This is a genomic window from Demequina litorisediminis (assembly GCF_030161615.1).
In the GTDB taxonomy this organism is placed as follows: domain Bacteria; phylum Actinomycetota; class Actinomycetes; order Actinomycetales; family Demequinaceae; genus Demequina; species Demequina litorisediminis.
In genome coordinates, this window is sequence record NZ_BSUN01000001.1 from 1495280 (window position 1) to 1517959 (window position 22680).

Annotated in this window: 27 protein-coding genes and 8 pseudogenes; 22 read left to right on the plus strand and 13 right to left on the minus strand. The window is 70.0% G+C overall.

The annotated features are described in order from the left end of the window. Positions 1 to 50: 50 nt before the first annotated feature. The 3 genes and pseudogenes from QQK48_RS09210 to QQK48_RS09215 all read left to right on the plus strand — a co-directional run. Positions 51 to 1349 (plus strand): annotated as a pseudogene (locus tag QQK48_RS09210) (ATP-binding cassette domain-containing protein); the annotation flags it as partial. A gap of 7 nt (positions 1350 to 1356) precedes the next feature. Further along, positions 1357 to 1653 carry an AAA family ATPase gene (locus QQK48_RS21675; RefSeq protein ID WP_431308323.1) on the plus strand — a complete coding sequence of 99 codons (297 nt, stop codon included), beginning with the start codon at positions 1357 to 1359 and terminating at the stop codon, positions 1651 to 1653. A 215-nt stretch (positions 1654 to 1868) separates the two neighbouring features. Continuing rightward, on the plus strand, positions 1869 to 2726 hold the full coding sequence (locus QQK48_RS09215; protein WP_284328265.1) for a MerR family transcriptional regulator: 858 nt from the start codon (positions 1869 to 1871) through the stop codon (positions 2724 to 2726). Positions 2727 to 2729: 3 nt separating this feature from the next. Here the strand turns inward: QQK48_RS09215 and QQK48_RS09220 are convergent, their stop codons facing one another. The 5 genes from QQK48_RS09220 to QQK48_RS09240 form a co-directional block, all read right to left on the minus strand. Further along, positions 2730 to 2939 carry an OST-HTH/LOTUS domain-containing protein gene (locus QQK48_RS09220; protein ID WP_284328266.1) on the minus strand — a complete coding sequence of 70 codons (210 nt, stop codon included), beginning with the start codon at positions 2937 to 2939 and terminating at the stop codon, positions 2730 to 2732. After that, the gene (locus tag QQK48_RS09225) at positions 2914 to 3459 is read right to left on the minus strand and encodes an NYN domain-containing protein (protein ID WP_284328267.1); all 546 of its coding nucleotides are present in this window, start codon (positions 3457 to 3459) and stop codon (positions 2914 to 2916) included. Before QQK48_RS09225 ends, QQK48_RS09220 begins: the two co-directional genes overlap by 26 nt. A 70-nt stretch (positions 3460 to 3529) precedes the next feature. Then, entirely contained in the window at positions 3530 to 4006 is a 477-nt protein-coding gene (locus QQK48_RS09230) for a sensor histidine kinase (protein WP_284328268.1), read from the minus strand. Next, a complete protein-coding gene (locus tag QQK48_RS09235) occupies positions 3921 to 4202 on the minus strand; it encodes a histidine kinase dimerization/phospho-acceptor domain-containing protein (RefSeq protein ID WP_284328269.1) in 282 nt (93 codons plus the stop codon). The genes QQK48_RS09230 and QQK48_RS09235 overlap by 86 nt, the downstream gene beginning before the upstream one ends. After that, complete coding sequence (locus QQK48_RS09240; protein ID WP_284328270.1) at positions 4114 to 4566, minus strand: HAMP domain-containing protein; 453 nt, start codon at positions 4564 to 4566, stop codon at positions 4114 to 4116. The genes QQK48_RS09235 and QQK48_RS09240 overlap by 89 nt, the downstream gene beginning before the upstream one ends. A 56-nt stretch (positions 4567 to 4622) precedes the next feature. On the opposite strand from QQK48_RS09240, the gene QQK48_RS09245 reads away from it, so the two are divergent. After that, the gene (locus QQK48_RS09245) at positions 4623 to 4811 is read left to right on the plus strand and encodes a hypothetical protein (RefSeq protein ID WP_284328271.1); all 189 of its coding nucleotides are present in this window, start codon (positions 4623 to 4625) and stop codon (positions 4809 to 4811) included. A gap of 252 nt (positions 4812 to 5063) precedes the next feature. Here the strand turns inward: QQK48_RS09245 and QQK48_RS19765 are convergent. Continuing rightward, positions 5064 to 5141, minus strand: a pseudogene (locus QQK48_RS19765) (winged helix-turn-helix domain-containing protein); the annotation flags it as partial. A gap of 211 nt (positions 5142 to 5352) precedes the next feature. Next, positions 5353 to 5640 (minus strand): annotated as a pseudogene (locus QQK48_RS19770) (response regulator); the annotation flags it as partial. 172 nt (positions 5641 to 5812) lie between these two features. Here QQK48_RS19770 and QQK48_RS09255 point away from each other — a divergent pair. The 6 genes and pseudogenes from QQK48_RS09255 to QQK48_RS09280 all read left to right on the plus strand — a co-directional run bounded on the left by QQK48_RS09255 (position 5813) and on the right by QQK48_RS09280 (position 11181). Beyond that, positions 5813 to 7228: a DUF4956 domain-containing protein gene (locus tag QQK48_RS09255; protein ID WP_284328272.1), complete on the plus strand. Its 1416-nt coding sequence runs from the start codon at positions 5813 to 5815 to the stop codon at positions 7226 to 7228. 14 nt (positions 7229 to 7242) lie between these two features. Then, positions 7243 to 8184, plus strand: a complete 942-nt coding sequence (locus tag QQK48_RS09260) for a carbohydrate-binding domain-containing protein (protein ID WP_284328273.1) — start codon at positions 7243 to 7245, stop codon at positions 8182 to 8184. Between the two features lie 88 nt (positions 8185 to 8272). Beyond that, the gene (locus tag QQK48_RS09265; protein WP_488798420.1) at positions 8273 to 8617 is read left to right on the plus strand and encodes a hypothetical protein; all 345 of its coding nucleotides are present in this window, start codon (positions 8273 to 8275) and stop codon (positions 8615 to 8617) included. Further along, the gene (locus tag QQK48_RS09270; RefSeq protein ID WP_284328274.1) at positions 8614 to 9039 is read left to right on the plus strand and encodes a hypothetical protein; all 426 of its coding nucleotides are present in this window, start codon (positions 8614 to 8616) and stop codon (positions 9037 to 9039) included. The genes QQK48_RS09265 and QQK48_RS09270 overlap by 4 nt, the downstream gene beginning before the upstream one ends. A 159-nt stretch (positions 9040 to 9198) precedes the next feature. After that, positions 9199 to 10709, plus strand: a pseudogene (locus tag QQK48_RS09275) (AlkA N-terminal domain-containing protein). Beyond that, on the plus strand, positions 10696 to 11181 hold the full coding sequence (locus QQK48_RS09280; protein ID WP_284328275.1) for a methylated-DNA--[protein]-cysteine S-methyltransferase: 486 nt from the start codon (positions 10696 to 10698) through the stop codon (positions 11179 to 11181). The pseudogene QQK48_RS09275 and the gene QQK48_RS09280 overlap by 14 nt, the downstream one beginning before the upstream one ends. 3 nt (positions 11182 to 11184) lie before the next feature. Here QQK48_RS09280 and QQK48_RS09285 read toward each other — a convergent pair whose 3' ends face one another. Further along, on the minus strand, positions 11185 to 12057 hold the full coding sequence (locus QQK48_RS09285; protein WP_284328276.1) for a LysR substrate-binding domain-containing protein: 873 nt from the start codon (positions 12055 to 12057) through the stop codon (positions 11185 to 11187). 78 nt (positions 12058 to 12135) lie between these two features. Between QQK48_RS09285 and QQK48_RS09290 the strand changes: the two genes are divergently transcribed. From QQK48_RS09290 to QQK48_RS09315, 6 genes are all read left to right on the plus strand, one after another. Then, a complete protein-coding gene (locus tag QQK48_RS09290) occupies positions 12136 to 12282 on the plus strand; it encodes a hypothetical protein (protein ID WP_284328277.1) in 147 nt (48 codons plus the stop codon). Next, positions 12251 to 13150, plus strand: a complete 900-nt coding sequence (locus tag QQK48_RS09295) for an aminotransferase class V-fold PLP-dependent enzyme (RefSeq protein ID WP_284328278.1) — start codon at positions 12251 to 12253, stop codon at positions 13148 to 13150. Before QQK48_RS09290 ends, QQK48_RS09295 begins: the two co-directional genes overlap by 32 nt. Before the next feature lie 70 nt (positions 13151 to 13220). Further along, positions 13221 to 13499 (plus strand): hypothetical protein, encoded by a 279-nt coding sequence (locus QQK48_RS09300; protein ID WP_284328279.1) that lies wholly within the window; start codon positions 13221 to 13223, stop codon positions 13497 to 13499. Continuing rightward, positions 13445 to 13795 carry a dienelactone hydrolase family protein gene (locus QQK48_RS09305; RefSeq protein WP_284328280.1) on the plus strand — a complete coding sequence of 117 codons (351 nt, stop codon included), beginning with the start codon at positions 13445 to 13447 and terminating at the stop codon, positions 13793 to 13795. The genes QQK48_RS09300 and QQK48_RS09305 overlap by 55 nt, the downstream gene beginning before the upstream one ends. Positions 13796 to 13861: 66 nt before the next feature. After that, positions 13862 to 15307: a glycoside hydrolase family 6 protein gene (locus tag QQK48_RS09310; RefSeq protein WP_284328281.1), complete on the plus strand. Its 1446-nt coding sequence runs from the start codon at positions 13862 to 13864 to the stop codon at positions 15305 to 15307. Further along, positions 15300 to 15791 carry a cellulose binding domain-containing protein gene (locus QQK48_RS09315; protein WP_284328282.1) on the plus strand — a complete coding sequence of 164 codons (492 nt, stop codon included), beginning with the start codon at positions 15300 to 15302 and terminating at the stop codon, positions 15789 to 15791. Before QQK48_RS09310 ends, QQK48_RS09315 begins: the two co-directional genes overlap by 8 nt. A 67-nt stretch (positions 15792 to 15858) precedes the next feature. Here QQK48_RS09315 and QQK48_RS09320 read toward each other — a convergent pair whose 3' ends face one another. From QQK48_RS09320 to QQK48_RS19780, 3 genes and pseudogenes are all read right to left on the minus strand, one after another. Then, positions 15859 to 16794 (minus strand): MFS transporter, encoded by a 936-nt coding sequence (locus QQK48_RS09320; protein WP_284328283.1) that lies wholly within the window; start codon positions 16792 to 16794, stop codon positions 15859 to 15861. A gap of 100 nt (positions 16795 to 16894) precedes the next feature. After that, positions 16895 to 17107: pseudogene (locus tag QQK48_RS09325) on the minus strand (MFS transporter); the annotation flags it as partial. Continuing rightward, positions 17088 to 17336: pseudogene (locus tag QQK48_RS19780) on the minus strand (MFS transporter); the annotation flags it as partial. The pseudogenes QQK48_RS09325 and QQK48_RS19780, both read right to left, overlap by 20 nt. A gap of 61 nt (positions 17337 to 17397) precedes the next feature. On the opposite strand from QQK48_RS19780, the gene QQK48_RS09335 reads away from it, so the two are divergent. The 6 genes and pseudogenes from QQK48_RS09335 to QQK48_RS09360 all read left to right on the plus strand — a co-directional run bounded on the left by QQK48_RS09335 (position 17398) and on the right by QQK48_RS09360 (position 21208). After that, a complete protein-coding gene (locus tag QQK48_RS09335; protein ID WP_284328284.1) occupies positions 17398 to 17706 on the plus strand; it encodes a helix-turn-helix domain-containing protein in 309 nt (102 codons plus the stop codon). A gap of 414 nt (positions 17707 to 18120) precedes the next feature. After that, positions 18121 to 18501 (plus strand): annotated as a pseudogene (locus tag QQK48_RS09340) (IspD/TarI family cytidylyltransferase); the annotation flags it as partial. Further along, entirely contained in the window at positions 18458 to 18778 is a 321-nt protein-coding gene (locus tag QQK48_RS09345; RefSeq protein ID WP_284329357.1) for an IspD/TarI family cytidylyltransferase, read from the plus strand. The pseudogene QQK48_RS09340 and the gene QQK48_RS09345, both read left to right, overlap by 44 nt. Continuing rightward, positions 18771 to 19088 (plus strand): annotated as a pseudogene (locus QQK48_RS09350) (SDR family NAD(P)-dependent oxidoreductase); the annotation flags it as partial. The gene QQK48_RS09345 and the pseudogene QQK48_RS09350, both read left to right, overlap by 8 nt. 118 nt (positions 19089 to 19206) lie before the next feature. Then, positions 19207 to 19479, plus strand: a complete 273-nt coding sequence (locus QQK48_RS09355) for an SDR family oxidoreductase (protein WP_284329358.1) — start codon at positions 19207 to 19209, stop codon at positions 19477 to 19479. Positions 19480 to 19486: 7 nt separating this feature from the next. After that, the gene (locus QQK48_RS09360; RefSeq protein ID WP_284328285.1) at positions 19487 to 21208 is read left to right on the plus strand and encodes a hypothetical protein; all 1722 of its coding nucleotides are present in this window, start codon (positions 19487 to 19489) and stop codon (positions 21206 to 21208) included. Between the two features lie 44 nt (positions 21209 to 21252). Here the strand turns inward: QQK48_RS09360 and proC are convergent, their stop codons facing one another. Both proC and QQK48_RS09370 read right to left on the minus strand, forming a co-directional pair. After that, on the minus strand, positions 21253 to 22092 hold the full coding sequence (gene proC / locus QQK48_RS09365; RefSeq protein ID WP_284328286.1) for a pyrroline-5-carboxylate reductase: 840 nt from the start codon (positions 22090 to 22092) through the stop codon (positions 21253 to 21255). Between the two features lie 46 nt (positions 22093 to 22138). Continuing rightward, the gene (locus QQK48_RS09370; RefSeq protein ID WP_284328287.1) at positions 22139 to 22672 is read right to left on the minus strand and encodes a hypothetical protein; all 534 of its coding nucleotides are present in this window, start codon (positions 22670 to 22672) and stop codon (positions 22139 to 22141) included. Positions 22673 to 22680 lie beyond the last annotated feature (8 nt).

A 22680-nucleotide genomic window follows, 5' to 3' on the forward strand; every position in this document is an offset into this window, starting at 1 on the left:
GCTCAGTCTGGCTACGCGCATCCCTGCCACCAGACGCATTGCGAGAACCTATGCCTTCCCTGTCCTTCTCCCACCTTTCCTTTTCCTGGTCCGACGGCACCCGCGTCCTCGAGGACGTGACCGGCGCGGTCGACTCCGGCCTGTCCGCGCTCGTGGGCACCAACGGCGTCGGCAAGTCCACGCTGCTACGCCTCCTTTCCGGCTCCCTCACGCCCCAGGCGGGGGCCGTGCAGCGTCCGCCACGCCTCGCGTACGTCCCTCAGGACGTGGCCCTCGACCCGGCTCAGGCGGCCGATGCCGTGATGGGCTTGGCGCAGGTGCGCGCCGCCATCCGCGCCGTCGAGTCGGGTGACGTGGACCCCGCCCACTTCGATGTCATCGGCGATGATTGGGACGCCGAGGAACGCGCTGCGGCCACGCTGGCGTCCCTCGGCCTGCCCTCTGACACGCTCGACCGTGCCGTCGGAGCGCTCTCCGGTGGCGAGATCACGCGGCTCGCGCTCGCGGCCGCGCTGCACGAACGGCCGGACGTCCTGCTGCTCGACGAGCCCACCAACAACCTTGATTCCGAGGCGACAGCCCAGGTCATCGATGCGCTCGTGGCCCGTCGTGGGGCGACGCTTGTGGTGTCACACGACCGGCGGGTGTTGGAGCGCGTCGAGGCGATCGGCGAACTGCGCAGGCGGTCGTTGCGCTGGTTCGGCGGTTCCATCGATGCCTACGAGGAGGCGCTCGCCGTCGAGCGTGCGGCGGCCGAGCAGGAGGTGCGGTCGGCCAAGGCCGATGCGTCCCGCCAGCATCGTGAACTGCGCTCGTATGTCGAGGGAGCGGCCAGGCGCGCCAAGGTGGGCGCCGTGAAGGCCGAGAACATGCCCAAGATCCTCGCGAGTGCCAAGAAGCGGCAGGCGCAGGCCACGCTCGCGCGCGTCACCGGGATCCACGAGGACCGGTTGGCCGATGCGAAGGACCGGCTCCAGCGAGCGGAGGATGCCGCCGACAGGGATCGCGAGATCAAGGTCGAACTCCCCGGCACCGACGTGCCTGCCAGGCGTGACGTCCTGATGCTCGAGGCATGCCAACTGGCGACCGGCGCCGAGGTGAGCGCGCGGGTCCAGGGCCCCGAGCGCATCGTCCTCGCGGGCCGCAACGGGGCGGGCAAGACCACGCTGCTGCGGACCCTGCTCGGCGAGGTGGAGTCGCGCGGCGGCACGGTCGACGTGCGCGTTCCGGTCGGCTACCTTCCGCAACGTCTTGACGTGCTTGACCCGTCGCTATCCGTGGTGGAGAACGTGCGGCGACGCGCCCCTGGCGCGAGTCCGCACGAGGTGCGCGAGGCGCTCGCACGGTTCCTGTTCCGTGGGGCGGCCGGGGACGCGCTGGCCGCGCAGGCTGTCGGGAGGGGAACGACTGCGCGCGGCGCTCGCGGCGGTCCTGCTCGCGAGGCCCGCGCCTCAACTCCTGCTGCTCGACGAGCCCACCAACAACCTCGACTTCGCGTCGCGCGCACACCTCTTGGAGGCGCTGACCGGGTACCGCGGGGCGCTCATCGTGGTGAGCCACGACGAGGGCTTCGTGGACGAGCCTCGGCGTGACGCGGCGCTGGGAGGTCTCGCGCGAGGGGATGGGCGACCAGGCGCTGTGACTCGCGGCTGAGATGGGGGATCGAGTGGCATGTGCGGTGCGCGATGCCACTCGATCCCCCACTTCGATGACGTCCCCACCGCCCCCACCCCAGCCCCCGCCTCGCGCCGCAAATGGCCGCATTTGCGGCGTGAAGGGTGCGTGGGTGCCGCATTCTGGGCCACCAGGGGCGTGCTGGCGAGAGAATGGCGGCGAGGGCTTGACCCTCCTCCAGGGGAGGTCCCACGATGGCGAGCATGAACGGAAGCCAGTACGGCATCGGCGAATTCGCGGAGGCGACGCGCCTGTCTATCAAGGCGTTACGGCACTACGACGAGCACGGCCTCCTGGCGCCCGCTCATGTCGACCCGGCCACGAGCCTACCGGCGGTACTCGCCGGACCAGATCGCCCGGGCGACTCTCATCGGCGACCTGCGGCGCATGAACGTGCCGCTCGCGGTGGTGGCGGAAATTCTTCGCGCCGCCCCGGAGGACGCGCTCGCGATCTACCAGGAATGGTGGGTGCGCGAGGAGCGTCATCACTCCGGCCGCCGCGGCATCGGCCGCTACGTCACCGCGCGCCTGCGCAGAGAGGGGCAACCACCCATGGAGATCACCACCCGCACCGTGCCACGCCGCAAGGCTCGCGGTCATCGGCCGAGAGCCTGTTCCAACCCGAACTCGAGCAGTTCATCATGTCCGGATTCCACTCACTCTTCGGCTGGGCCGAGCGGCACCCCGGCCTCCGTGACGTGACGACCACCGAGCAGTGGCCCACATACGTCGTGTTCCACGGCCCGGTCACGCCCGACCACAGTGCCTACGTCGAGGTGTGCATCGTCATCGACGGGCCCGCCGAACCCGAGGGGGCCATCGTGCTGAAGGTCGAGGAAGAGCACGAGGAGGCGTACACCGACGTCACCCGTGCGGGACTGGAGTTCCCCGACATTCTCGCCGCCTACGATGCCGTCGCCATGTGGGTCACGCAGCATGGTGCGCCCCACCCGGACATGCCATCCCGCGAGGTCTATGTGGCCGATGTCATCCAGGCAGGCATGGACGAGATCGTCGCGTCGGTGGCGTTTCCGTACGTCGCGCGGACGTAGGGGTCACGCACCCTTGCGTCGCGTGAGCACGACCTTCTGCTTGCCGTCGCCGGGTGACTCGTACTTGATGTCGAAGGCGGGGTGCGCGATCAGAAGGTCCTTGAGCTTGCTATAGCCCCAGGTTCGCGAGTCGAAGTCGGACGCCAGCCGAGCGAGGTTGCTGCCGACGGCGCCCAGGTGGGCCCAGTCATCGTCGCGGGCGGCGGTGGACACGGCTTCGTTCAGTAAGGCGTTGAGCCTTCTGGTCCTGATGCCATGCGGCCGATGTCGTGGTTGCCTTGCGTGTGGTGGGTACCAGATTCTCGACATAGATGAAGGTGTCGCACGCCGCGACGAAGGGCTGCGGTGTCTTCTTTTCGCCGAAGCCATAAGCGCGTAGCCCCTGTTCGCGAATGCGGGCAGCGAGCCGCGTGAAGTCACTGTCACTCGACACGATGCAGAAGCCGTCGACGTTGCCGGCGTGAAGGATGTCCATCGCGTCGATGATCAGCGCGCTGTCGGTGGCGTTCTTGCCTTTCGTGTAGCCGAATTGCTGAATGGGTTGAATCGAGTGCTGGAGGAGTGGCTCGCGCCACGGACCCAGTTGTGGGGTGGCCCAGTCTCCGTAGGCGCGACGCACGCTGGCGGCACCATACTTCGCGATCTCCTTGAAGAGCGCCTCGAGGTGCTTCGCTTGCGCGTTGTCGGCATCGATCAGAACGGCGAGTCTTGCCTGGTCGTCGTCGCGAGTCATGGCTAGACCTTGCCACATGGGTGCCACCGCCGTATGAGCGCTGACGTTCCTACACCACGGAGGTGGGTGCTTACGGGGAGGTTGGCGCTGAGGGGGCGCTGGCGGCTGGGGAGGAATTGGGCGCGGGCAGTGCGATCGTGATGGTGGTGCCGTCGCCTGGGGCGGATGCGACGTCCAGCGAGCCGTGGTGGGCGTCGACGATGGCCGCCGTGATGGCCAGCCCAAGGCCGGCGCCGCCGGTGGCGCGCTGACGCGACGTGTCTCCGCGCACGAAGCGCTCGGTGGCGCGAGCCGCGACCTCCGGCGCCATGCCAGGGCCGTCGTCGTGCACCGTGAGCAGGGCGCCGTCCGGCGCGGCCACGACCGTGACGGTCACGTGCGGGCCGCCGTGCACCGCCGCGTTGGCCACCACATTGAGGAGCGCCTGACGCATGCGGTCGCCGTCCACGTGGGCCACCGCGTCACCCCCGCCAAACGTGAACTCCGTCGCCGGGTACGCGACCGTGGCGTTCGCGACGATCTCGGTGGCGAGGGTCGCGAGGGACACGTCGCGCAGGCTCGAGGTCGGGCTCCGCGTCGTACTTCGCGAGAGTCAGCATGTCCTCGACGAGCCTGCGCATGCGCGCCGCCTCGGCCTCGGTGCGGCTCCAGGCGTCATCCTGGGCGTCCGTGCCCGCGAGGGCGCCGCGGCGGTGGAGCTCGGCGTAGCCGAGAACCGTCGTGAGCGGCGTGCGGAGGCTCATGCGAGGCATCGGCGACGAACTCACGCAGCCTCGCCTCGGACCGCTCGCGCTCGGCGAGGGACGCGGTCAACGTCCCGATCATCGTATTAAGTGAGTGGGCTAACTCATCGGTCTCGGTGGAGCCGGCGCCCGTGTCGAGGCGGACATCGAGGTCACCCTCGGCCACCTGAGCCGATGCGGACACCATGCGTCGCATCGGCGCGATGCCCAGGCGGTTCACCCACCACGCGGCGGCCGCGAGGCCTGCGCCCATGAGCGCGATACCGATGCCTTCGATGAGGACAAGACGGGCGGTCGCGGAGTCGACATCGTCCATAGGCAGGGCGGTGATGTCCCAACCGTTGCCGAAGGGACGCACCAGCACGCGGAAGTCGCCCGAGCCGTCGGACGAGGCCGTCGTGAGGTAGGCTGCTCGAGTCGGTGAGGTCGTCGTACGTCAGCACGGGTGTCGCATCGGTGGCACCCTCGACGGTGGGCGAGGACACCTGGTGCAGCATGCCGTCGGAGTCGACCCAGCCCCGCCAGGCCTCCGAGCGGCGTGAGTCGTCGCTGTCCTCGGTCTCGAACAGGGGCCGGATCTGCTGCTCGATGATGGCGGGACCCGCATAGGAGTCCAGTCGTCCGTCGAGCCTGCGACACCAGGTACGAGCGCGTCGTCAACGTGACGATGACCGCGACCGCAACCGCGACGAGTCCCACCACGGCGAGACCGGCAAAGAGCCGGTCGCGCAGCGACAGGGTACGGCGAGAGGTCACGGCGCCCTCAGCGTGTAGCCGGCACCGCGGATGGTGTGGATCAGGCTTGGGCTCGATCGCGTCGACCTTGCGGCGCACGTACCCGATGTACGTCTCCACCACCGAGGGGTCGTCGTCGGGCGAATAGCCCCAGACGGCCTCGAGGAGTTGGCCGCGCGAGAGGACCCTGCCCACGTTGCGCATGAGGTGCTGCAGGAGGCGGTACTCGGTGGGCGAGAGCCTGGATCTCCTCGCCTGCGCGGGTGACGCGATGCGAAATGTCGTCGAGCACGAGGTCCGCCACCGTGTAGGTCGCCGAGGCGCTGGGGGCGTGCTCGAACCGGCGCGAGACGGCCTCGACACGGGCCACCAACTCGTCAAGGTTGAAGGGCTTGTCGAGGTAGTCGTCGCCGCCGATGCCGAGGCCCTCGACCTTGTCGGTCGACGAGTCGCGCGCGGTGAGGAAGATGACGGGGGTGCGGTCGCCGGATTCACGCATGCGCCGGCACATCTGGAAGCCGTCGACGTGCGGCATCATCACGTCGAGCACCACCAGGTCGGGACGGTGCTCGCGCACGGCCTTGAGTCCCTCGGCGCCGTCGGCGGATTGGATCACGTCGTAACCCTCGTAGCGCAGGGCAGCGACGAGCATGGTGCGGAGGTTCTCCTCGTCGTCAACCACGAGGATGCGTCGTTCAGGCATGACCCCAGTCAAGCACTCGTGCCTGGGAGATCGCTGGGAGCACGCTGGTAGATGCTGCCAGGAACGTCCCAGGCGGTTGTGTCGCGGTTCCCAGCCGGCTCTGAGGTTGCGGCGGTGTGATGGAGGACATCAACCGCTCCCCGGAGCCCCGACCCGACCCCGAGGTGACCCCGTGTCCGTCTTCCTTCTCATCGCCGCCGACCTTGTCGCCATCTGTGTGCTCGTGTTCGGCCTGTACTTCCCCCGTCATCGCCGCCGCGACATGATCGTCGCCTTCCTCGCGATCAACGTGGGCGTCATGGGCGTCACCTACGCGATGGCGACGGCGGACGTGTCGCTCGGGTTCGGCCTGGGCATCTTTGCGGTGCTCTCGATCATCCGCCTACGCTCCACCGAGATGGGCCACGAGGAGATCGCCTACTACTTCACGTCGATTGCCCTGGGTCTCCTCGGCGGCTTCCCCGGCATTCACGCGGGTGTGGGCCTGGCGCTCATGGGTGTGATGCTCGTGATGATGACGCTCGGCGACTCGCCCCGCATCCTTGGCCGCTACCGCACCCAGCAGATCATGTTGGATCGCGCGATCACGTCCGAGGTCGAGGCGGCCCACGAGCTCGAGGACCTGCTTGGGGCGCGCGTGCACCGCGTCCGTCTCATCAAGACGGACCTGGTGCAGCAGACCACCCTGTGCGACGTCCGCTACGCCATGGACCCCGCGGCGCCTCGCCGCACGGCCAGCGGCGCCTCAGTGCCGTCAGTGGAGCAGGCTGCAGGTGCCGGCGGGAGCGGCCCGATGACCGCCGCGGCGTGGGAGGACATCGCGTCTGGCCTCGAGCCGGTGAGCCTCACGGCCCTGGATGCCGCGGCATCGCTCCAGCGTCGCGTGGACCGCAAGTACCTCGTGACGCCGGAGGTGTGGGCGGCTGTCCTGCGGGACCTGCCCGAGAGCCCACGCATCCTCGAGATGGATGGCCTGCGTCGCTTCCGCTACTCGTCGGTGTATTACGACACCCCTGACCTGGCGGCGTACCGCGCCGCCGCGCATCGCAGGCCGCGCCGCTTCAAGGTGCGCACGCGTCGCTACGTGGATACGGGCGGAGCCGCCGTCGAGGTGAAGCTGCGCTCCCGCACGGGTGACACGGTGAAGCATCGGCTGTGGTTGCCCGAGGACGAGGTGCTCGACCCCGCTCCCCGTGCCGCCCTGCCGGCCCGCGCACGCCAGTTCGTGTCCGCCTTCCCCGACGTGTCCGATGCGCTTCCCACTCTCGGCGCGACGCTCACCACGACCTACGACCGCACCACCTTGTTGACGGCCGATGCCCGGGTCACCGTGGATTCCCACGTCACCGGGATGGATCAGTACGGCGCGGCGGTGGGCTTCACCAGGACCCTCATCGTCGAAACCAAGTCCCCGTCCCGCGCGGGCGATGTGGACCGGGCACTGTGGCGCCACGGTGCCCGCCCTCAGAAGGTGTCGAAGTACTGCACGTCGCTCGCGGCGCTCGAACCCACGCTGCCCTCCAACCGATGGTCGCGCACCCTGCGCGGCCACGTCTCCCTCGTCCAGCCGGCCCTCGCCGGCGCTTGAGAAAGGTCCCCGCCATGCGACGCTCCACCGCGAATGCCCTGGCCGGCATCGGCCTCGGCGCGCTCCTCCTCACCGGCTGCTCGGTGACAGACGGCGACGCCGATGCCACCGGCACCGTCACCGACCAGACCACCGAATCCTCCGACACCGCGACCGACGCGACCACCACGGAGGAGACCCAGATCGACGTCACCGCGATCACCGAGGCCACGTCCATCGACGACTTCGGCATCGAGGAGGTGGACCTTTCCTATGACACGGCCGATGCCACCACCATCACCCTCGCGGACGGCGCCTCCAGCGTGGACGGCGCCGGCGCGAGCGTCGATGGCGACACCGTCACCATCACCGAGTCGGGCACCTACGTGCTGAGCGGTTCGCTCAGTGCCGGACAGGTGGTCGTCGACGGCGACAAGGCGGATGTCACGCTTGTCTTGGACGGCGTGGACATCACGGCGGCCGATGTCGCAGGCATCAACGTGGTGGACGCCGACTGGGTGGTTCTCGCCCTCGCGGACGGCTCCACCAACGCCGTGTCTGACGCCGCCGGCGCCACGGAGTCCGACGAGGAGGACGCGCCCAACGCCGCGATCTACTCGACCGCGGACCTGTGGATCACGGGAGGCGGCTCGCTCAGCGTCACCGGGGTGGCGGCCGACGGCATCACGTCCAAGGACTCGCTCGTGGTCGACTCCGGCACCGTCACGGTGACCGCGACGGACGACGGCATCCGGGGCAAGGACCACCTGGTGATTCAGGGCGGCGACCTTGCGGTCGACTCGGGCGGCGACTCCCTGAAGTCGGACAACGAGGCCGATGCCGATGACGCATCGGCCCTGGTGGGTCGCCTGTGGATCGCGGGCGGCACGCTCACGCTCACGTCTGAGGCCGACGCGATGGACGCCTACAACCAGGCTCACCATCTCGGGTGGCGACATCTCGATTTCTGCGGGTGACGATGCGGTCCACGCGGACGGCATCCTGCGCATCACCGACGGCACCATCGATGTCAGCACCTCGAACGAGGGCCTCGAAGGTGGCCTCATGTACCTCGACGGCGGCACGGGCACCATCGTCTCGACCGACGACGGCCTGAACGCGTCGGACGGCTCCGGTTCCTCCAGTGGCATGGGCGGCGGCATGGGTGGCGAGATGCCGTCCGACGGCCAGCAGCCCTCAGGTGCGGACGACGCCCAGAGTTCCGCCACCACCGACTCCTCCTCCGACGCGGCGTCGACCACCGCGTCGGCCACCGTGCAGGGCGCTACCGTCCAGACCGCGGCCATGCCGGGCGAGGAGGCGACCGACGCCTACCTCGAGATCACCGGGGGTCATGGTTCATCAACGCGGGAGGCGACGGCGTCGACTCGAACGGTTCCGTGCTCATGACGGGTGGCACCGTGGTGGTGGCTGGCCCCACCAACTCGGGTAACGGCGCCGTGGACTACGCGGGAACCTTCGAGATCGACGGAGGCACGTTCGTCGCGACCGGTGCCTCCGGCATGGCGCAGGAACCCGATGAGGGGTCGCAGGCGGTCATCGGCATCTCGCTCGGTGACACCATCTCCGCGGGCACCGCGATCACCGTGACGGACGCCGCCGGCACCGTTGTCGCCTCGATCGACCCCGCCAAGGAGACGCAGACCCTGGTGGTCTCCACCCCCGACCTCGTCGAGGGCGACACCTACACCGTCACCTTCGGTGGTGAGGTGACCGGAACGGACACGTTCGGCCTCATCACCGAGGGCACGCTGACCGGCGGCGAGTCCGCCGGCACCATCGAGGCGAGCCTAAGCCCGCTCGCCCCGTGACACGGGGGCAGAGCCCGCCCCCACATCCCCGACGCCGCCACCGGCTATCCCCCTTGCCCGGTGGCGGCGTCGTCACGTCTGCGTGAGTGCGCCGCACCCACCCACAGCCGTGTCTGAAAACCGCCAGCGCAGGGTCCCAGGGCGAGGCATTCTTGAGCCATGGACGCCCCAACTGACTTCGCCGCACGCTATGCGGCTGTCCACGGCAGGGACGCTCGCTTCGACGGCCAGTTCTTCACCGCGGTCCGCTCCACGGGTATTTACTGCCGGCCCTCCTGCCCGGCCCGCACGCCTAAGGCCGAGAACTGCACGTTCTATCTGACGGCCGCCGCGGCTCACCAGGCCGGCTACCGCGCCTGCCGCCGATGCCTGCCCGAAGCCACGCCGGGCTCCCCGGCATGGAATCTGCGTCAGGATGTCGCCGCCCGCGCCATGCGCCTCATCTCCGACGGCGTCGTGGACCGCGAGGGCGTCCCGGGGCTGGCTTCCCGGCTCGGCTACTCCGAGCGCCACCTCGGCCGCGTGCTCCATGAAGAGCCGGGGGCGGGCCCGCTGGCGCTCGCGCGGGCTCAGCGCGCGCAGACCGCGCGGCAGGCTCCTGGTGGCCACGGCGCTTCCCGTCGCGGAGGTGGCGCACGCGGCAGGCTTCGCGTCGCTGCGACAGTTCAACGACACGGTGCGTGAGGTCTTCGCGATGACGCCGAGTGAGGTGCGGGCGCGCGCCAGGTCCGGCGAGCGGTCGCTCACCGAGCGGGCCGATGCGGTCGCGCCAGGGGCGCTGAGTCTTCGCCTCGCCGTGCGGCCGCCCTTCGACGGCGCGGGGGTGATCGACTGGCTCGCCAGGCGCGCCGTCCCCGGGGTGGAACACGTCGCCGACGGCGCGTACACGCGCAGCCTCCGCCTGGCCCATGGCCCCGCCGTCGTGACGCTGCGGCCCGCCGCTGCGGACGTGATGCTGACCGCCAGGCTCACCGATCTGGCCGACCTACCCGAGGCGCTCGCGAGGGTGCGCCGCCTGCTGGACCTCGATGCCGACCCCGAGGCGATCGACGCCGCCCTGGCGGCGGACGCGCGGCTCGCGCACTCCGTGTCCGCGACCCCGGGGATCCGCCTGCCGGGCTCGGTGGACGCCGCGGAGATGGTGACCCGGGCCATCGTGGGTCAACAGGTGACCGTGGCCGCCGCGACTACGGCGGTCGGGCGCCTCGCGGGCCAGGCTCGGCGAGCCGTTGCCCCCGGCCCTCGCCACGCCCAAGGTGTCGTCGATGTTCCCCGATGCGGCGGCCCTTGCCGCTGGCGTCGAGGAGGCCCTGGGCGGCCCGCGGGCGAGGCGACGCGCGCTTGCGAACGCGATGGCGGCGATTGCCGATGGCTCGCTCGTCCTGGATGCGGGCAGGACCGTCGCCCAGGCGACGGCGGACCTGGAAGCGCTGCCCGGCATCGGCCCCTGGACGTCGCACTACGTGGCGCTACGGGTGCTGGGAGCCACCGACATCCTGCTGACAGGCGATGTCGCCGTGCGCGCGGGCGCACGCGCCCTCGGCATCCCCGACGCCCCCCGCGACCTCGTCGCCGCCACCGTCGCTGCCGCGCCATGGCGCAGCTACCTGATGATGCACCTGTGGCGCGCCGCGTCACCGAATCGAGGAGGCGCTGATGCGCATTCATGAGTCCCTCACCACGCCTGACGGCCCCTTCGTCGTGATCGAGGAGGACGGCGAGGTGATCGCCGCGGGCTGGACCGGCGATCCGGCCGCCCTTGCGGCCCGCTCGCGGCTGACGGGTGGTCCGGGAGCGCAAGGCTCCGTGGCATCGGCCGATGCGGTGGCGGCGTACTACGCCGGTGACCCGACCGCGGTGACGCGGGTGGCGGTCGCGGCACCCGGCACGGCGTTCCGGGCGCGGGTCTGGGAGGCGCTCCGCGCCATCTCCGCGGGCCAGGTGCGCACCTACGGAGCGGTCGCCGCCGAGGTCGGCTCTCCTGGCGCGAGCCGTGCGGTGGGCGCCGCCTGTGGGGCCAACCCCGTCGCGCTGTTCGTGCCGTGCCACCGCGTCACCGGCGCCTCGGGCGCCCTCACCGGATTCGCGTGGGGTGTCGACGTCAAGCGCGCGCTGCTGGAGCGCGAGGCCGTGGCCGCCTGAGTCCTACGGGGCGAGCAGCGCCGCGAATGCCGTGGCCGCCGCAGAGGCGTCGCGAGGCAGTGCGAGGAACACCTCGCGATACGAGGTGGGCGACGTGGGCGCCGTGACGATTCCCGCGACGTCAGGGCTGGCGGCGAGCGCCATGCGCGGCAGCAGCGCCACCCCGAGCCCCTCCGCGACCAGGCGCTGGACCGTGACGTAGTCCTCGGTCTGGAAGGCGATCTGGGGGACGAAGTCGCCCGCGTGGGCGAGCGCGTGGAGGTGCGCGCGGCAGCGCTGACATCCCGAGATCCACGTGTCCTCGGCGAGCGCGCCAATCTCGACGGTGCGTCCGCGGGCCGCGGCGTGACCCGCCGGAAGGACGGCGAGGTACTCGTCGGACTCGAGCATGCGCACGGGGAGGTCCGCTGGCGCGGGCGTGGCGTCGTCCGCGAAGCCGATGACGAGGTCCACCTCGCCGGCGTCGAGCAGCGCGAGGGCGTCGTCCGTCTCGGTTTCGACGAGCCCCACGTCCACGCCGGGATAGCGGCGCGCGAACTGTGCGAGCGGGCTGGGCAGCGCGACCGCGCAGAACGACGTGAACGCCGCGATCCTGAGGCGGCCTCCGGAGAGGTCCGCGTGCTGGGCCAGGGCGCGTTCGGCGCTCGCGAGCGATGCCGCGATGGCGTCGGCGTGTTCGAGGAGCGCCTCCCCTGCGGGGGTAAGGCGAGTCACGCGGCCGATGCGCGTCGTCAGCGGCACTCCTGCCCGCCGCTCGAGCGCCTTGAGGTGATGCGCGACGGTGGGCTCGGCGAGGCTCAGGGCGCGCGCGGCCGCGGCCTTGGAGCCGTGGCGCGCGACCTCGCGTAGCAAGAGGAGGCGGTCGACGTCGATCATGAGACCTCAGTTTTCTTGAGGGGATGACAACAAATATGCCCTCTTGTTGTGGTCCGCGCGGGCCCGGACCATGGAGGCATGCTTTCCGAGACCCTCACGCGCGCCTTCGGCGCAGGCCGCGGCTACCTCGACACCGCGAGCCTACGGCCTGCCCGCGCAGGCGACGGCGCGCGCCCTACGCGCCGCGACGCGGGTGTGGGAGAGCGCCGACCTCGACCCGCGTGACGCGGACGCCGCCGTGGAGCGATGCCGCCGCGCGTTCGGGGTGCTCGTGGGTTCGCCCGCCGCGGATGTCACCCTGGCCGGCTCAACGTCCCAGGTGGTAGGCATGGTGGCCGCGTCCCTGCCGCGCGGCGCGCGCGTGCTGGTAGCCGAAGGCGACTTCGGATCGGTGCTTCGCCCCTTCGCGAGCGATCCGGATCTGAGCGTCGAAAGCGTCCCGCTCGAGGCACTGGTGGACCGCGTGCGGCCGGGCATCGACCTGGTGGCAGTCTCCGCGGTGCAGTCGCGCGACGGACGCATCCTCGATCTCGATGCGCTCGCGGCCGCCGCCGACGCGGCGGGGGCGCGCACTCTCATCGACGTCACTCAGGCGTGCCCGTGGCTGCGCATCGATGCTGCGCGCTTCGACGTGGTGGTCGCGTCCGCTTACAAGTGGCTCAATGCCCCGCGCGGCATCACCTTGGCCGCGGTGCGCCCGGCCGCGCTGGCGTGGGTAAGGCCCGTCGCGGCATCCTGGTACGGCTCCGACGACCCCTGGGCGAGCCTGTATGCGGTCGAGGGGCTTTCGGCATCGGCCCGCAGGCTGGATACCTCGCCGCCGTGGCAACTGTGCGAGGCCGCCGCAGTCGCGCTGGAACTGCACGCCGCCGAGGACCTCGCGGCGCTCCACCAGCACGGGCCTTCGCTCGCGGACGCGTTCCGCGCCGAGGTGGGCATGGCGCCCACGGGCAGCGCCATCGTGTCGCTGATCGCGGAGCCATGTGACCTCGCCGCGGCGGGGATTCGGGCCGCCTCGCGTGCCGGGCGCGTGCGCCTCGGCTTCCACGTGCACAACGATGCGATCGATGTGCAGCGGGCGCTGCGGTCCTGAGGCCGATGCTGATGGCGGCGTAGGCGCTTTCGCCCTGCGGGTGTCGGTGGCTCGTGTGACCATGAATCACATGGCAACCGTCATCCTTCTGCATTCCGCCCTCGGCCTCACGTCGCAGGTGCGTGACTGGGCCGAGTCCCTCGAGACCGAGGGGCACACCGTGCACACGCCCGATCTTTTCGCGGGCCGCACCTTCACCGATGTGGACTCCGCCGTTGACTTCGCCGATGGCGAGGGGGAGCCGCCGCGTTCGTTCCTGCGGCTCTCGCGGCACTCAACCAGGTGCGAGGCCCCGTGGTGCTTGCGGGATTCTCGCTTGGCGCGGCCGTGGCCCAGTTGGTCGCGGTGAAGGAGGAGCGGGTGCGAGCCCTAGTGCTGATGCATTCCGTCCTCGCGCCCGCCCGGCTGGAGGTGGATTCGTGGCCCGAGCGACTCTTTGCGCAGGCGCACTTCTCCGAGGGTGATGAATGGGTAGAGGCCGATGAGGTCGCCGCCCTCGTCGAGTTCGCCGGTGACGCCCTGGAGGTGTTCACCTATCCCGGCGACGGCCACCTGTTCGCCTTCGACGGCTGGCACGAATACGACGAGGACTCCTCGCACCGCATGTACGAACGGGTGTCCGACTTCCTCGGCTCGCTCGACTGAAAACACCGGGCTCAATCCGGTCCGCTCGCTCGTTGAGCCTGACTGTAGGGCGACGAAAGGGATCACATGACGCACCAGGACGACGCACCGGCTCGCACCGCTGGCCCCGAACGGGCAACGTGGTGGCGCGTGGGCATGGGCGCCGTCGCACTACTGGTGGTGCTGGTGCTGATCCTCTCCTCGTGCGGCGGTGACAACGACGATGCGCCGTCCGCCACCGCCTCGCCAAGCACCTCCGGCAGTGACGACGGCGGCTCGGATGGCTCGGGCGAGACCGCCTCACCCGGCGTGGACGACGGCGAGCACGTCGACAACGCGTACGCCGACGCCAAGATGTACGTGGACGGCGTGTGGGCGCAGCAGGTGCGTGACACGGCAGACGCCACCACGGACACCGCCCTGGCCTCCAAGATGCGGGACGTCGCCAACCAGCCCACCGGCGTGTGGATGGACGCCATCAGTGCCATCGCGGGCAACGCCGACGGCCCCGGCCTGCGTCATCACCTCGACGCCGCCCTGGAGCAGTCGGAGTCCGCCAGCAAGCCCGTGGTCGTCACCGTCGTGATCTACGACCTGCCCGGCCGCGATTGCTATGCGCTCGCCTCCAACGGCGAACTGCCTGCCACCGACGCGGGCCTCGCCGCCTACAAGAGCGACTACATCGACGTGATCGCGTCGATGCTCGGCGAGGACCAGTACCGCGACCTCAGGATCGTCACCATCATCGAGCCGGACTCGCTGCCCAACCTCGTGACCAACACCAGCGAGCCCGCGTGCCAGGAAGCAGACCCGTACTACCGCGAGGGCGTCGCGTACGCGCTCGACGCCTTCGCCCCGATGTCCCACGTGTACTCCTACCTCGATGCGGCTCACGCGGGCTGGCTGGGGTGGGAGAACAACGCCAGCGCGGCCGCGACGCTCTTTGCCGAGGTGGTGGAGTCCACCGATGCGGGCTTCGACGGCGTGGATGGATTCATCACCAATACCGCGAACTACACGCCGCTCGAGGAGCCGTACCTGACGGACCCCGACCTCGACGTCGACGGCCAGCCGGTGAAGGCGGCCGCGTTCTACGACAACAACGCCGATTTCGACGAGGCGGACTGGACGGCGGACCTGTACTCGCGCCTCATCGACGAGGGCTTCCCCGAGTCCATCGGGATGCTGATCGACACGTCCCGCAACGGTTGGGGTGGCACGTCGCGCCCCATCTCCGCCGCGGGCACGCACGCGCTCGACTCCTACGTGGAGGCCTCCAAGGTTGACCGCCGCGGTCACCGTGGTGCCTGGTGCAACCAGAAGGGCGCCGGCCTCGGCCGCCTCCCGCAGGCGTGGCCAGCCGGCTATCCCGAGTCGCACCTCGACGCGCTGATCTGGGCCAAGCCGCCGGGCCAGTCCGACGGCTCGAGCCTCAGAGATCGAGAACGATCAGGGCAAGAGCTTCGACCGCATGTGCGACCCGCGCTATGTCTCGGATCGCCTGGCGAACGGTCCCACCAACGCCATGGGTGACGCGCCCCTGTCCGGCCAGTGGTTCGCGGCGCAGTTCACGGAACTCGTGCAGAACGCGTACCCGGCCATCGGCTCGGCACAGCCCAAGCCGCGTGACCCGAGCGAGGACGGCGCGACGCCGAGCCCCGATCCCACCGCCTCCACCGTCCCGGCGGCGGGGGAGTGCAGCGCCAACCTGGTGCTGCGCGACGAGTGGTCCACTGGCTTTGTGGCCGATGTGACGGTCACCGCTGGCGGTTCGATCGCCGGATGGTCGGTGGTGGTGCCGCTTCCCGATGGCACCAGCATCGTGGACCAGTGGACGGGCGAGTTCTCCGGCACCTCTGGCACCGTGTCGGTGGGCGACGCCGGCTGGAACGGCCCGCTCGAAGGCTGGGGCGACCGCCACCTTCGGGTTCACCGGGTCGGGAGACGCGATCCCGGCCGGGGCGCTCGCCTGCACGGCCCGCTAACACCCACGCACCCGTCACTCACGCACCAGTGACCCACGCACCCGTCACCCCCACGCGCCGGCGCGTGGGGGTGACGGGTGTCAGGTGCGCGTGCCCGCGCTAGGCGCCAGCGGGAATCGACGCCGGCGCGGCTACGGCATCGGCCGCCGGTGCAGTAGCCGTGTCACGACCGCTACCCCTAGCGCGTGAGTGGCGTGGCAGTGCGAGCCCCACGACCGTGGCGAGCGCCAGGAATCCGGCCCCCACGCTGACGGCGGTGACCGCCGCGTCGGTGTAGCCGGTGGGTGTGAACTCGCCTCCGGCTCCCGTGAACACGGCCGTCAGCACGGCAATGCCGAGCGCCACACCGATCTCACGGAGCGTGGAGTTGGTGCCGGACGCCTTCGCGTGATCCTCCTCGCGCATGTGCGCGAGGACGGCCGTCGCCGAGGGGGCGAACACAAGCGCCATGCCCACGCCGCTGAGGACAAACGCGGGCACGAACGTCGCGTACGCGGTGGTGGGCGTCATGACGAGCGCGATCCAGGCGAGGCCAACGGCCTGCGCCGCGAGGCCCCACACGATGAGGACGCGGGTGCCAAGGCGGGGCATCAGCATGCCGGTGATGGGGGCGACCACGAGCGGCGCCATGGTCCACGGCATCGTCATCACTCCCGCGCGCAACGGCGAGTAGCCCTGCACCACCTGGAGGTACTGAATGAGGATGAAGATGGAGCCGAACATCCCGAGGCTGAAGATGAGGCCCACCGCGTTCGCGACCGTGAAGGAGCGGTCCCGGAACAGGCCCAGCGGTAGCAGCGGCGCGCTGACGCGGCGCTCCCACGCGAGGAACGCTGCCATGAGGACCGTGCCGCCCACCAAGCCGGTCAGCACCTGCGGCGACGTCCAGCCGGCCTCGTTGCCTCGCACAATGCCGAAGACGAGGCCGAACACGCCAGCCATGCCCAGCGCGAGCCCGAGCAGGTCGAGCCGGACGCGGTCGCCGCGCGACTCGTGCAGAACGCCAAGGATGAGCGGGATGGCGATGAGGCCCACGGGAACGTTGAGCCAGAAGATGCCGTGCCAGGCTCATGCCGTCCACGACCGCGCCGCCGATGACGGGTCCGAGTGCCACGCCGAGGCCGCTGATGCCGCCCCAGATGCCGATGGCGAGCGGGCGTTGCTTGGGGCTGACATTCGCGGCGAGGATCGCGAGGGACAGGGGCAGGAGCGCGGCGGCTCCGATGCCTTGGACGGCGCGCGCTGCGATGAGCCTGGGTGGGGGTGTCTGCCAGCGCGCACAACACCGAGGCCACCGTGAAGAGCACCACGCCCGAGGTGAAGATGCGCCTGCGGCCAAACCGGTCACCGAGTGCGACGGCCATCAGGATGAAGGACGCGAAGGCCAGCGAGTAGGCGTTGACGAACCACTGGAGTTCCTCCAGCGACGCGTTGAGGTCCGTGGCGAGCGCCGGCAGGGCGTTGGTGACGACGAGGTTGTCGAGCATGCCCATGAACATGGGCAGCGAGGCTGCGGCGACCACGAGCCCGAGGGGGCGGTTGCGTGAAGAGGGTGGCATCGGGGACTCCTTTGACATGTAGTAATCAGTTGATTACCACTGGTAGCCACGCTAGTTATCGGTTGATAACCTTGTCAACATGGGCACCGAAGATTCACGTCGCCTCAGCGCCGACGACCGCCGCGAGCAGATCCTCGCCGCGGCCTCCGTCGTGTTCGGCGAACGCGGCTACGCCGGCGGGACCACCGACGCGATCGCCCGCGAGGCGGGGATCTCGCAGGCGTACGTGGTGAGGATGTTCGGCTCCAAGGAGCGGCTCTTCCGTGCGACGGCCGAGCGCGCTGCGCTCAAGGTCCGCGAGGCGTTCATCAGGAGCTCGACGCCCTGGGTGACGGCGCAAGCCTCGAGGACACCCAGCGGGCGCTCGGAGGCGCGTATGCAGGGCTGATGGCCGACCGTGGCCTCCTCCTGAGCCTTCTTCACCTGTTCTCCCAGGGCCACGACGAGACCCTGGCGCCTGTCGCGCGAGGCTGTTTCCTCGACATCTACCGGCTGGTGCGGGAACGCGGCGGCATGAGCGGTGAACAGGCGACAGCATTCTTTGCGCAGGGCATGCTCATGACCGTGCTGTTCGCCATGCGGATGCCCGATGCCGCCGCGGACGCAGACGCCCAGGAACTGATGGCGTGCGCCTTCGGCGACAAGCGCGACGAACTCATCCAGGCCTGGGTCTCCTCCACGAGCCCCTGGACCGCGCTTCCCGCTCCTGACCCGCCTGGGGCGCCCGGCCAACTAGACTGTGGGCGACCTGTCCCGATATTTCGGAGTGAACGTGATCTCCCTACTTCTGCTGAATGGCGGCGTGGGTGCCCGGGCGAAGACGGCCGGACCCAAGCAGTTCGTCAAGATCAATGGTGTGCCGATCCTGGTGTACTCGCTCAAAGAGGCCGACGAGGTGGAGGCGATCACCCAGATCGTCGTCAACTACCCCGCCGGGCACCGCGACACCGTCGAGCAGATCGTCAAGGACTACGCGATCGCGACTCCCGTGGTGTACGCCGAGGCCGGCACCACCCGCCAGGAGTCGGTGGCGCGTCTGCTCGACGAGGCCACCAACGACGTGGTGATGATCCACGAGTCCGCCCGCCCGCTCGTGCGTGCCGCCGACTTCCGTGCGCTCGCCGAGTCGGCCCACGCCAATGTGGGCTTCATGCGCGAGATCTCCTTCACGGTCGCCCCCGTGGACCCCGAGACGCAGCGCGTCACGGGCTCGCTTGAGCGCGCCCGCCTGCGCAACGTCCAGGCTTCCTCAGAAGTTCTCGAAGGCGGACCTGCGCGCCGGCCACGAGTTCGCCATCTCGAGCGGCCTCACCTTCACCGAGGACGCCACCATGTGTGCCGACGCCGGCATCGACGTGTTCTTCGTCGAGGGCGACGAGCGCAACCTCAAGGTGACGACCCCTGGTGACGTGAACCTCGCCACCCACCTCCTGCGTCACGAGGGGGAAGAGGATGTCTAAGACCGCTCTCGTCACCGGGGCGTCGAAGGGCATCGGCCTGGAGACCGTGCGTCGCCTGGCGGCGTCCGACCTCGGCATCACCACCATCGTCCTCATGGCCCGTGCCTCGCAGGCGTACGACGACAACGTCGCCGCGCTGCAGGCGGACGTCCCCGAGGGCGTCGCGCTGGTCAAGGAAACCGTCGACGTCGGCGACCGCGAGGCGCTCATCGGCGCCATCGCCCGCGTGCACGCTCAGGTGGGCAACATCGACTTCCTGGTCAACAACGCCGGGTACACCAACCCCGTGCCGATCCACCAGGTCGACTTCGCGGACTTCGAGCGCACCATCGCGGTCAACGTCTACGGCCCGTTCACCCTGGTCCAGGAGCCTGCTACACCTGGGCAACCGCTTCGAGGTCATCGTCAACATCGCGTCGACGGCTGGCATGAACGGTCGCTCCGGCTGGCTCACCTACTCGGCCTCCAAGGCCGCGGTCATCAACATGTCCGAGGTGATGCGCGAGGAGCTCAAGATCTACGGCACCCGCGTGGTGTGCCTGTCGCCCGGCCGCACGGCGACCGATCTGCGCAAGGTCCTGGCCCCCGACGAGGACCCGACCACCATCATGCAGCCGCAGCACGTGGCTCAGGTGATCGAGACGATGCTCGGCCCCACCGGCCAGTACGTCGACCAGCAGAACGTCATCGTCCGCCAGTAAGGCCTCCATGCTGTCCACGTTGAAGGGGCTGATCAAGCCCCGTCGTCTTGTCGCGCTCGCGCTTGCCGGGCTCGTCGCCGTCGCGGTGGCCCTCGAGGCCTCCTGGCTCGTGCCCGTCGTGATCGCGCTCGTGGTCGCCCTCATCGTGGTGCCCCTGAACCAGCGGGTGGGGCCCACGATGAAGGCGCGGCTGCCGTCCGCCGGCTACCTTGCGCGCTTCGTGGCGGGCGCGGGGCGTTCGGCCGCCGCCATCTGGCTCTCGCTGGGGGCGCTCGGCACCTACGCAGCGCTGCGCGAAGACGGCCGCGACTGGGCCGTGGGCCTCGTATTCCTCATCGGCGCAGGCTCGACCGCCATGTCGACCCTCGCCTCGCGGCCCGCGCTGCGCGGTGACCTGCGGCTGTCCACCATCGCTCAGGCGCAGGCCCGCACCATCCCGTGGGCGATCGCCTCGGTGTACCTGGCGGCGATCCTGACGCTGCCGGCGCTGGCCCTGTGGCCAGGCGTGGTGGCGACCACTCTGTCCATCCTCGCCGCGATCCTCGCCTTCGCGGGCATCGTCATGGTGTTGCGCAGGATCACGATGCGTGGACGCATCCGCGAGCAGGTACTGGGTCAGATCTCCGGCTCGAGCCCGCGTTCGTGGTCTACCAGTCCGGCCCGTACGGCTCCGCGTACCAGGCTCAAGATGTGGCTCCCGTTCCTCGAAGAGGCGGGGCTTCCCTACGTGGTGGTGGCGCGCCAGGAGGCGCTGTTCACCGAGCCTGCGCTCCATCACGGACCGCCCCGTCATCTACGCGGGCTCGCTGCGTGCCGTGGACGAGGTGCTGGCGCACTGCGGTGGCACCGTGATCTACGTCAACAACGCCGCGGCGAACACCCACGCGGTGCGCCGCTACCAGCCTGCACCACGTGCAGATTCTTCACGGCGACTCCGACAAGGCGTCGAGCCGCAACCCCATCAGCGCCATGTATGACGAGCCTGTGGGTCGCCGGCCAGGCAGCCATCGACCGCTACTGGGATCACGGCATCGGCATCCCCGCCGAGCGCTTCCGCATCGTGGGCCGCCCCCAGGTCTCGGGCATCGAAGGGCCGCGCGAGGCCGTCGAGGGTGGCAAGGTCGCCCTCTACGCCCCCACGTGGAACGGCTTCTTCGGGGACGCGAACTACTCGTCGCTGCCGCACGGCGTCGAGATCGTCCAAGCCCTGCTCGACCTGGGACTCACCGTCATCTTCCGCGAGCACCCGTACTCGTCGAAGTCGGCGGCGCTACGTGCCGCCATCGCGGACATTCACGCCCTGCTCGCCGAGGACGCCCGTGCCACGGGCCGCCAGCACCGCTTTGGACCGACGCTGTTCGAGGAACTGGACCTCATCGGCTGCTTCAACGCGTGCGACATGGCCGTGACCGACATCTCGGCCGTGACCAACGACTTCCTCTTCAGCGGCAAGCCGTTCGCCATCATGGAGATGCAGCCCGACACGCTGGTGCGTGCGGAGGGTCGCCCCACGCTCGCGTCGGCGGCCTACACCGCCGTTCCGGGCGACGACGTGGCCGCGTGGATCGGCGAACTCGTCCACGACCACGGCAAGGCCGATGCCCGTGAGGCCGCCCGCGAGCACTACCTGGGCGCCTTCGACCGCGAGGGCTATACCGACGTATTCGTCAACGCAGTGCGTGACACCGTCGCGACCCACCGGCTCGAAGGCGAACTCGACACCGAGTAGGACGGACGCGGGGCGTGCATCCGCGCCGCGACCGCCTCGGTCGGTTAGCCGAGCTCCTCGGCGAGCCGACGCGACCGCCTGGCGGCCGCATCGGCCCCCGCGGCGACCACGCCGTCAAGGCCCGCATCGGACAGCGCCTTGAGCGCCTCGATGGTGGTGCCGCCCGGCGAGGAGACACGCTTGCGTAGGACGTCAGGGGTGTCGCCGGAGTCGACGAGCAGTCGGGCGGCTCCCAGGAACGTCTGCGCGGCCAGCGAGGTGGCGAGGTCGCGGTCAAGGCCCTGGCCCACGCCGGCCTCCGTCAGCGCCTCCACGAAGGCGTAGAAGTAGGCGGGGCCGGAGCCCGCGATCGCGGTGACGGCATCCATCTGGCTTTCGTCCACCGTCACCACCAGGCCGGTGGCCTTCAGCATGTCGATGGTGAGGGCCATGTGCTGCTCGTCGGCGTAGGCGCCGCTCGCGATAGCGGTGGCGCCGTGGCCGATGATCGACGGCGTGTTGGGCATGGAACGCACCACGGGCGCTCCCTGGGGAAGCCGCTCCTCGTAGTACGCGGTGGTGAGCCCCGCCACCACGGTCAGGACCAGGGCGCCCGGCTTGTAGACGGGGGCGATCTGCGCGAGCGCATCGGACGTGTCGTAGACCTTGACCGCGATGACGATGACGTCCGCATCCATGACGGCGGCGGGGATGTCGGACCCCACCTCGATGCCGTGGCCCTCGCGCAGCCCGCTCGCGCGAGCCACGTCCCGTTCCACCACCGCAATCCGATCGGTGGGCCACCCCGCCACGCGCAGCGCGGTGACGAGCGTGCCGCCCATCACCCCTCCTCCGACGATGGCGACGCGAGGGGCAGTGGACGGTGACACGGTCGGCTCGGTCATGGCGCCAGGGTAGTACGGTCCTGGCGCCGGAAGCAGGAATAAAGGTCTACAGCGGGAACTGAATCCAGAACCCCTCGAGCGCCTCCGCGGGTCCGCGCAGCACGAACACCGCGGTGCCGTTGCGCCACACGTACTTGGTGGGGTCGCCCTCGATGGTGACGCGCTGACCCACCTTCTTGTCTCCCACCGTCACCGGCTGTGGGTCCGTGCCGTCCTTGGCGAGCCTTCTTGTACTGAGCCTTGGCATCGGCCACGTCATAGTGCTGGATGGCACGCAGGCGAGGGTGGTGGTGCCGTCCGAGTACGTGAGGTCGTCCACCTCCGCCGCGCGGGTGGTGAGCGTGGTCTTCTCCGGATCGAGCGTGGCGGCCTTGGTCATCGAGTACGGGCCCACCGTGGGCGGCATGGCGGCCAGGAACGCGGACGGGTCCTTGAGGGTGACGGGCTCGAGCGTCGGCTCCGCCTGCACCTCCACCACCTCGGGCGCGGCGACGGCGACGTTCTCGGGCTTGTCCAGCGCGCGGACAACCCCGTACGCGATGCCTCCGAGCACCAGGAGGCCCACGATGGTGAGGAACACGGCGCCGC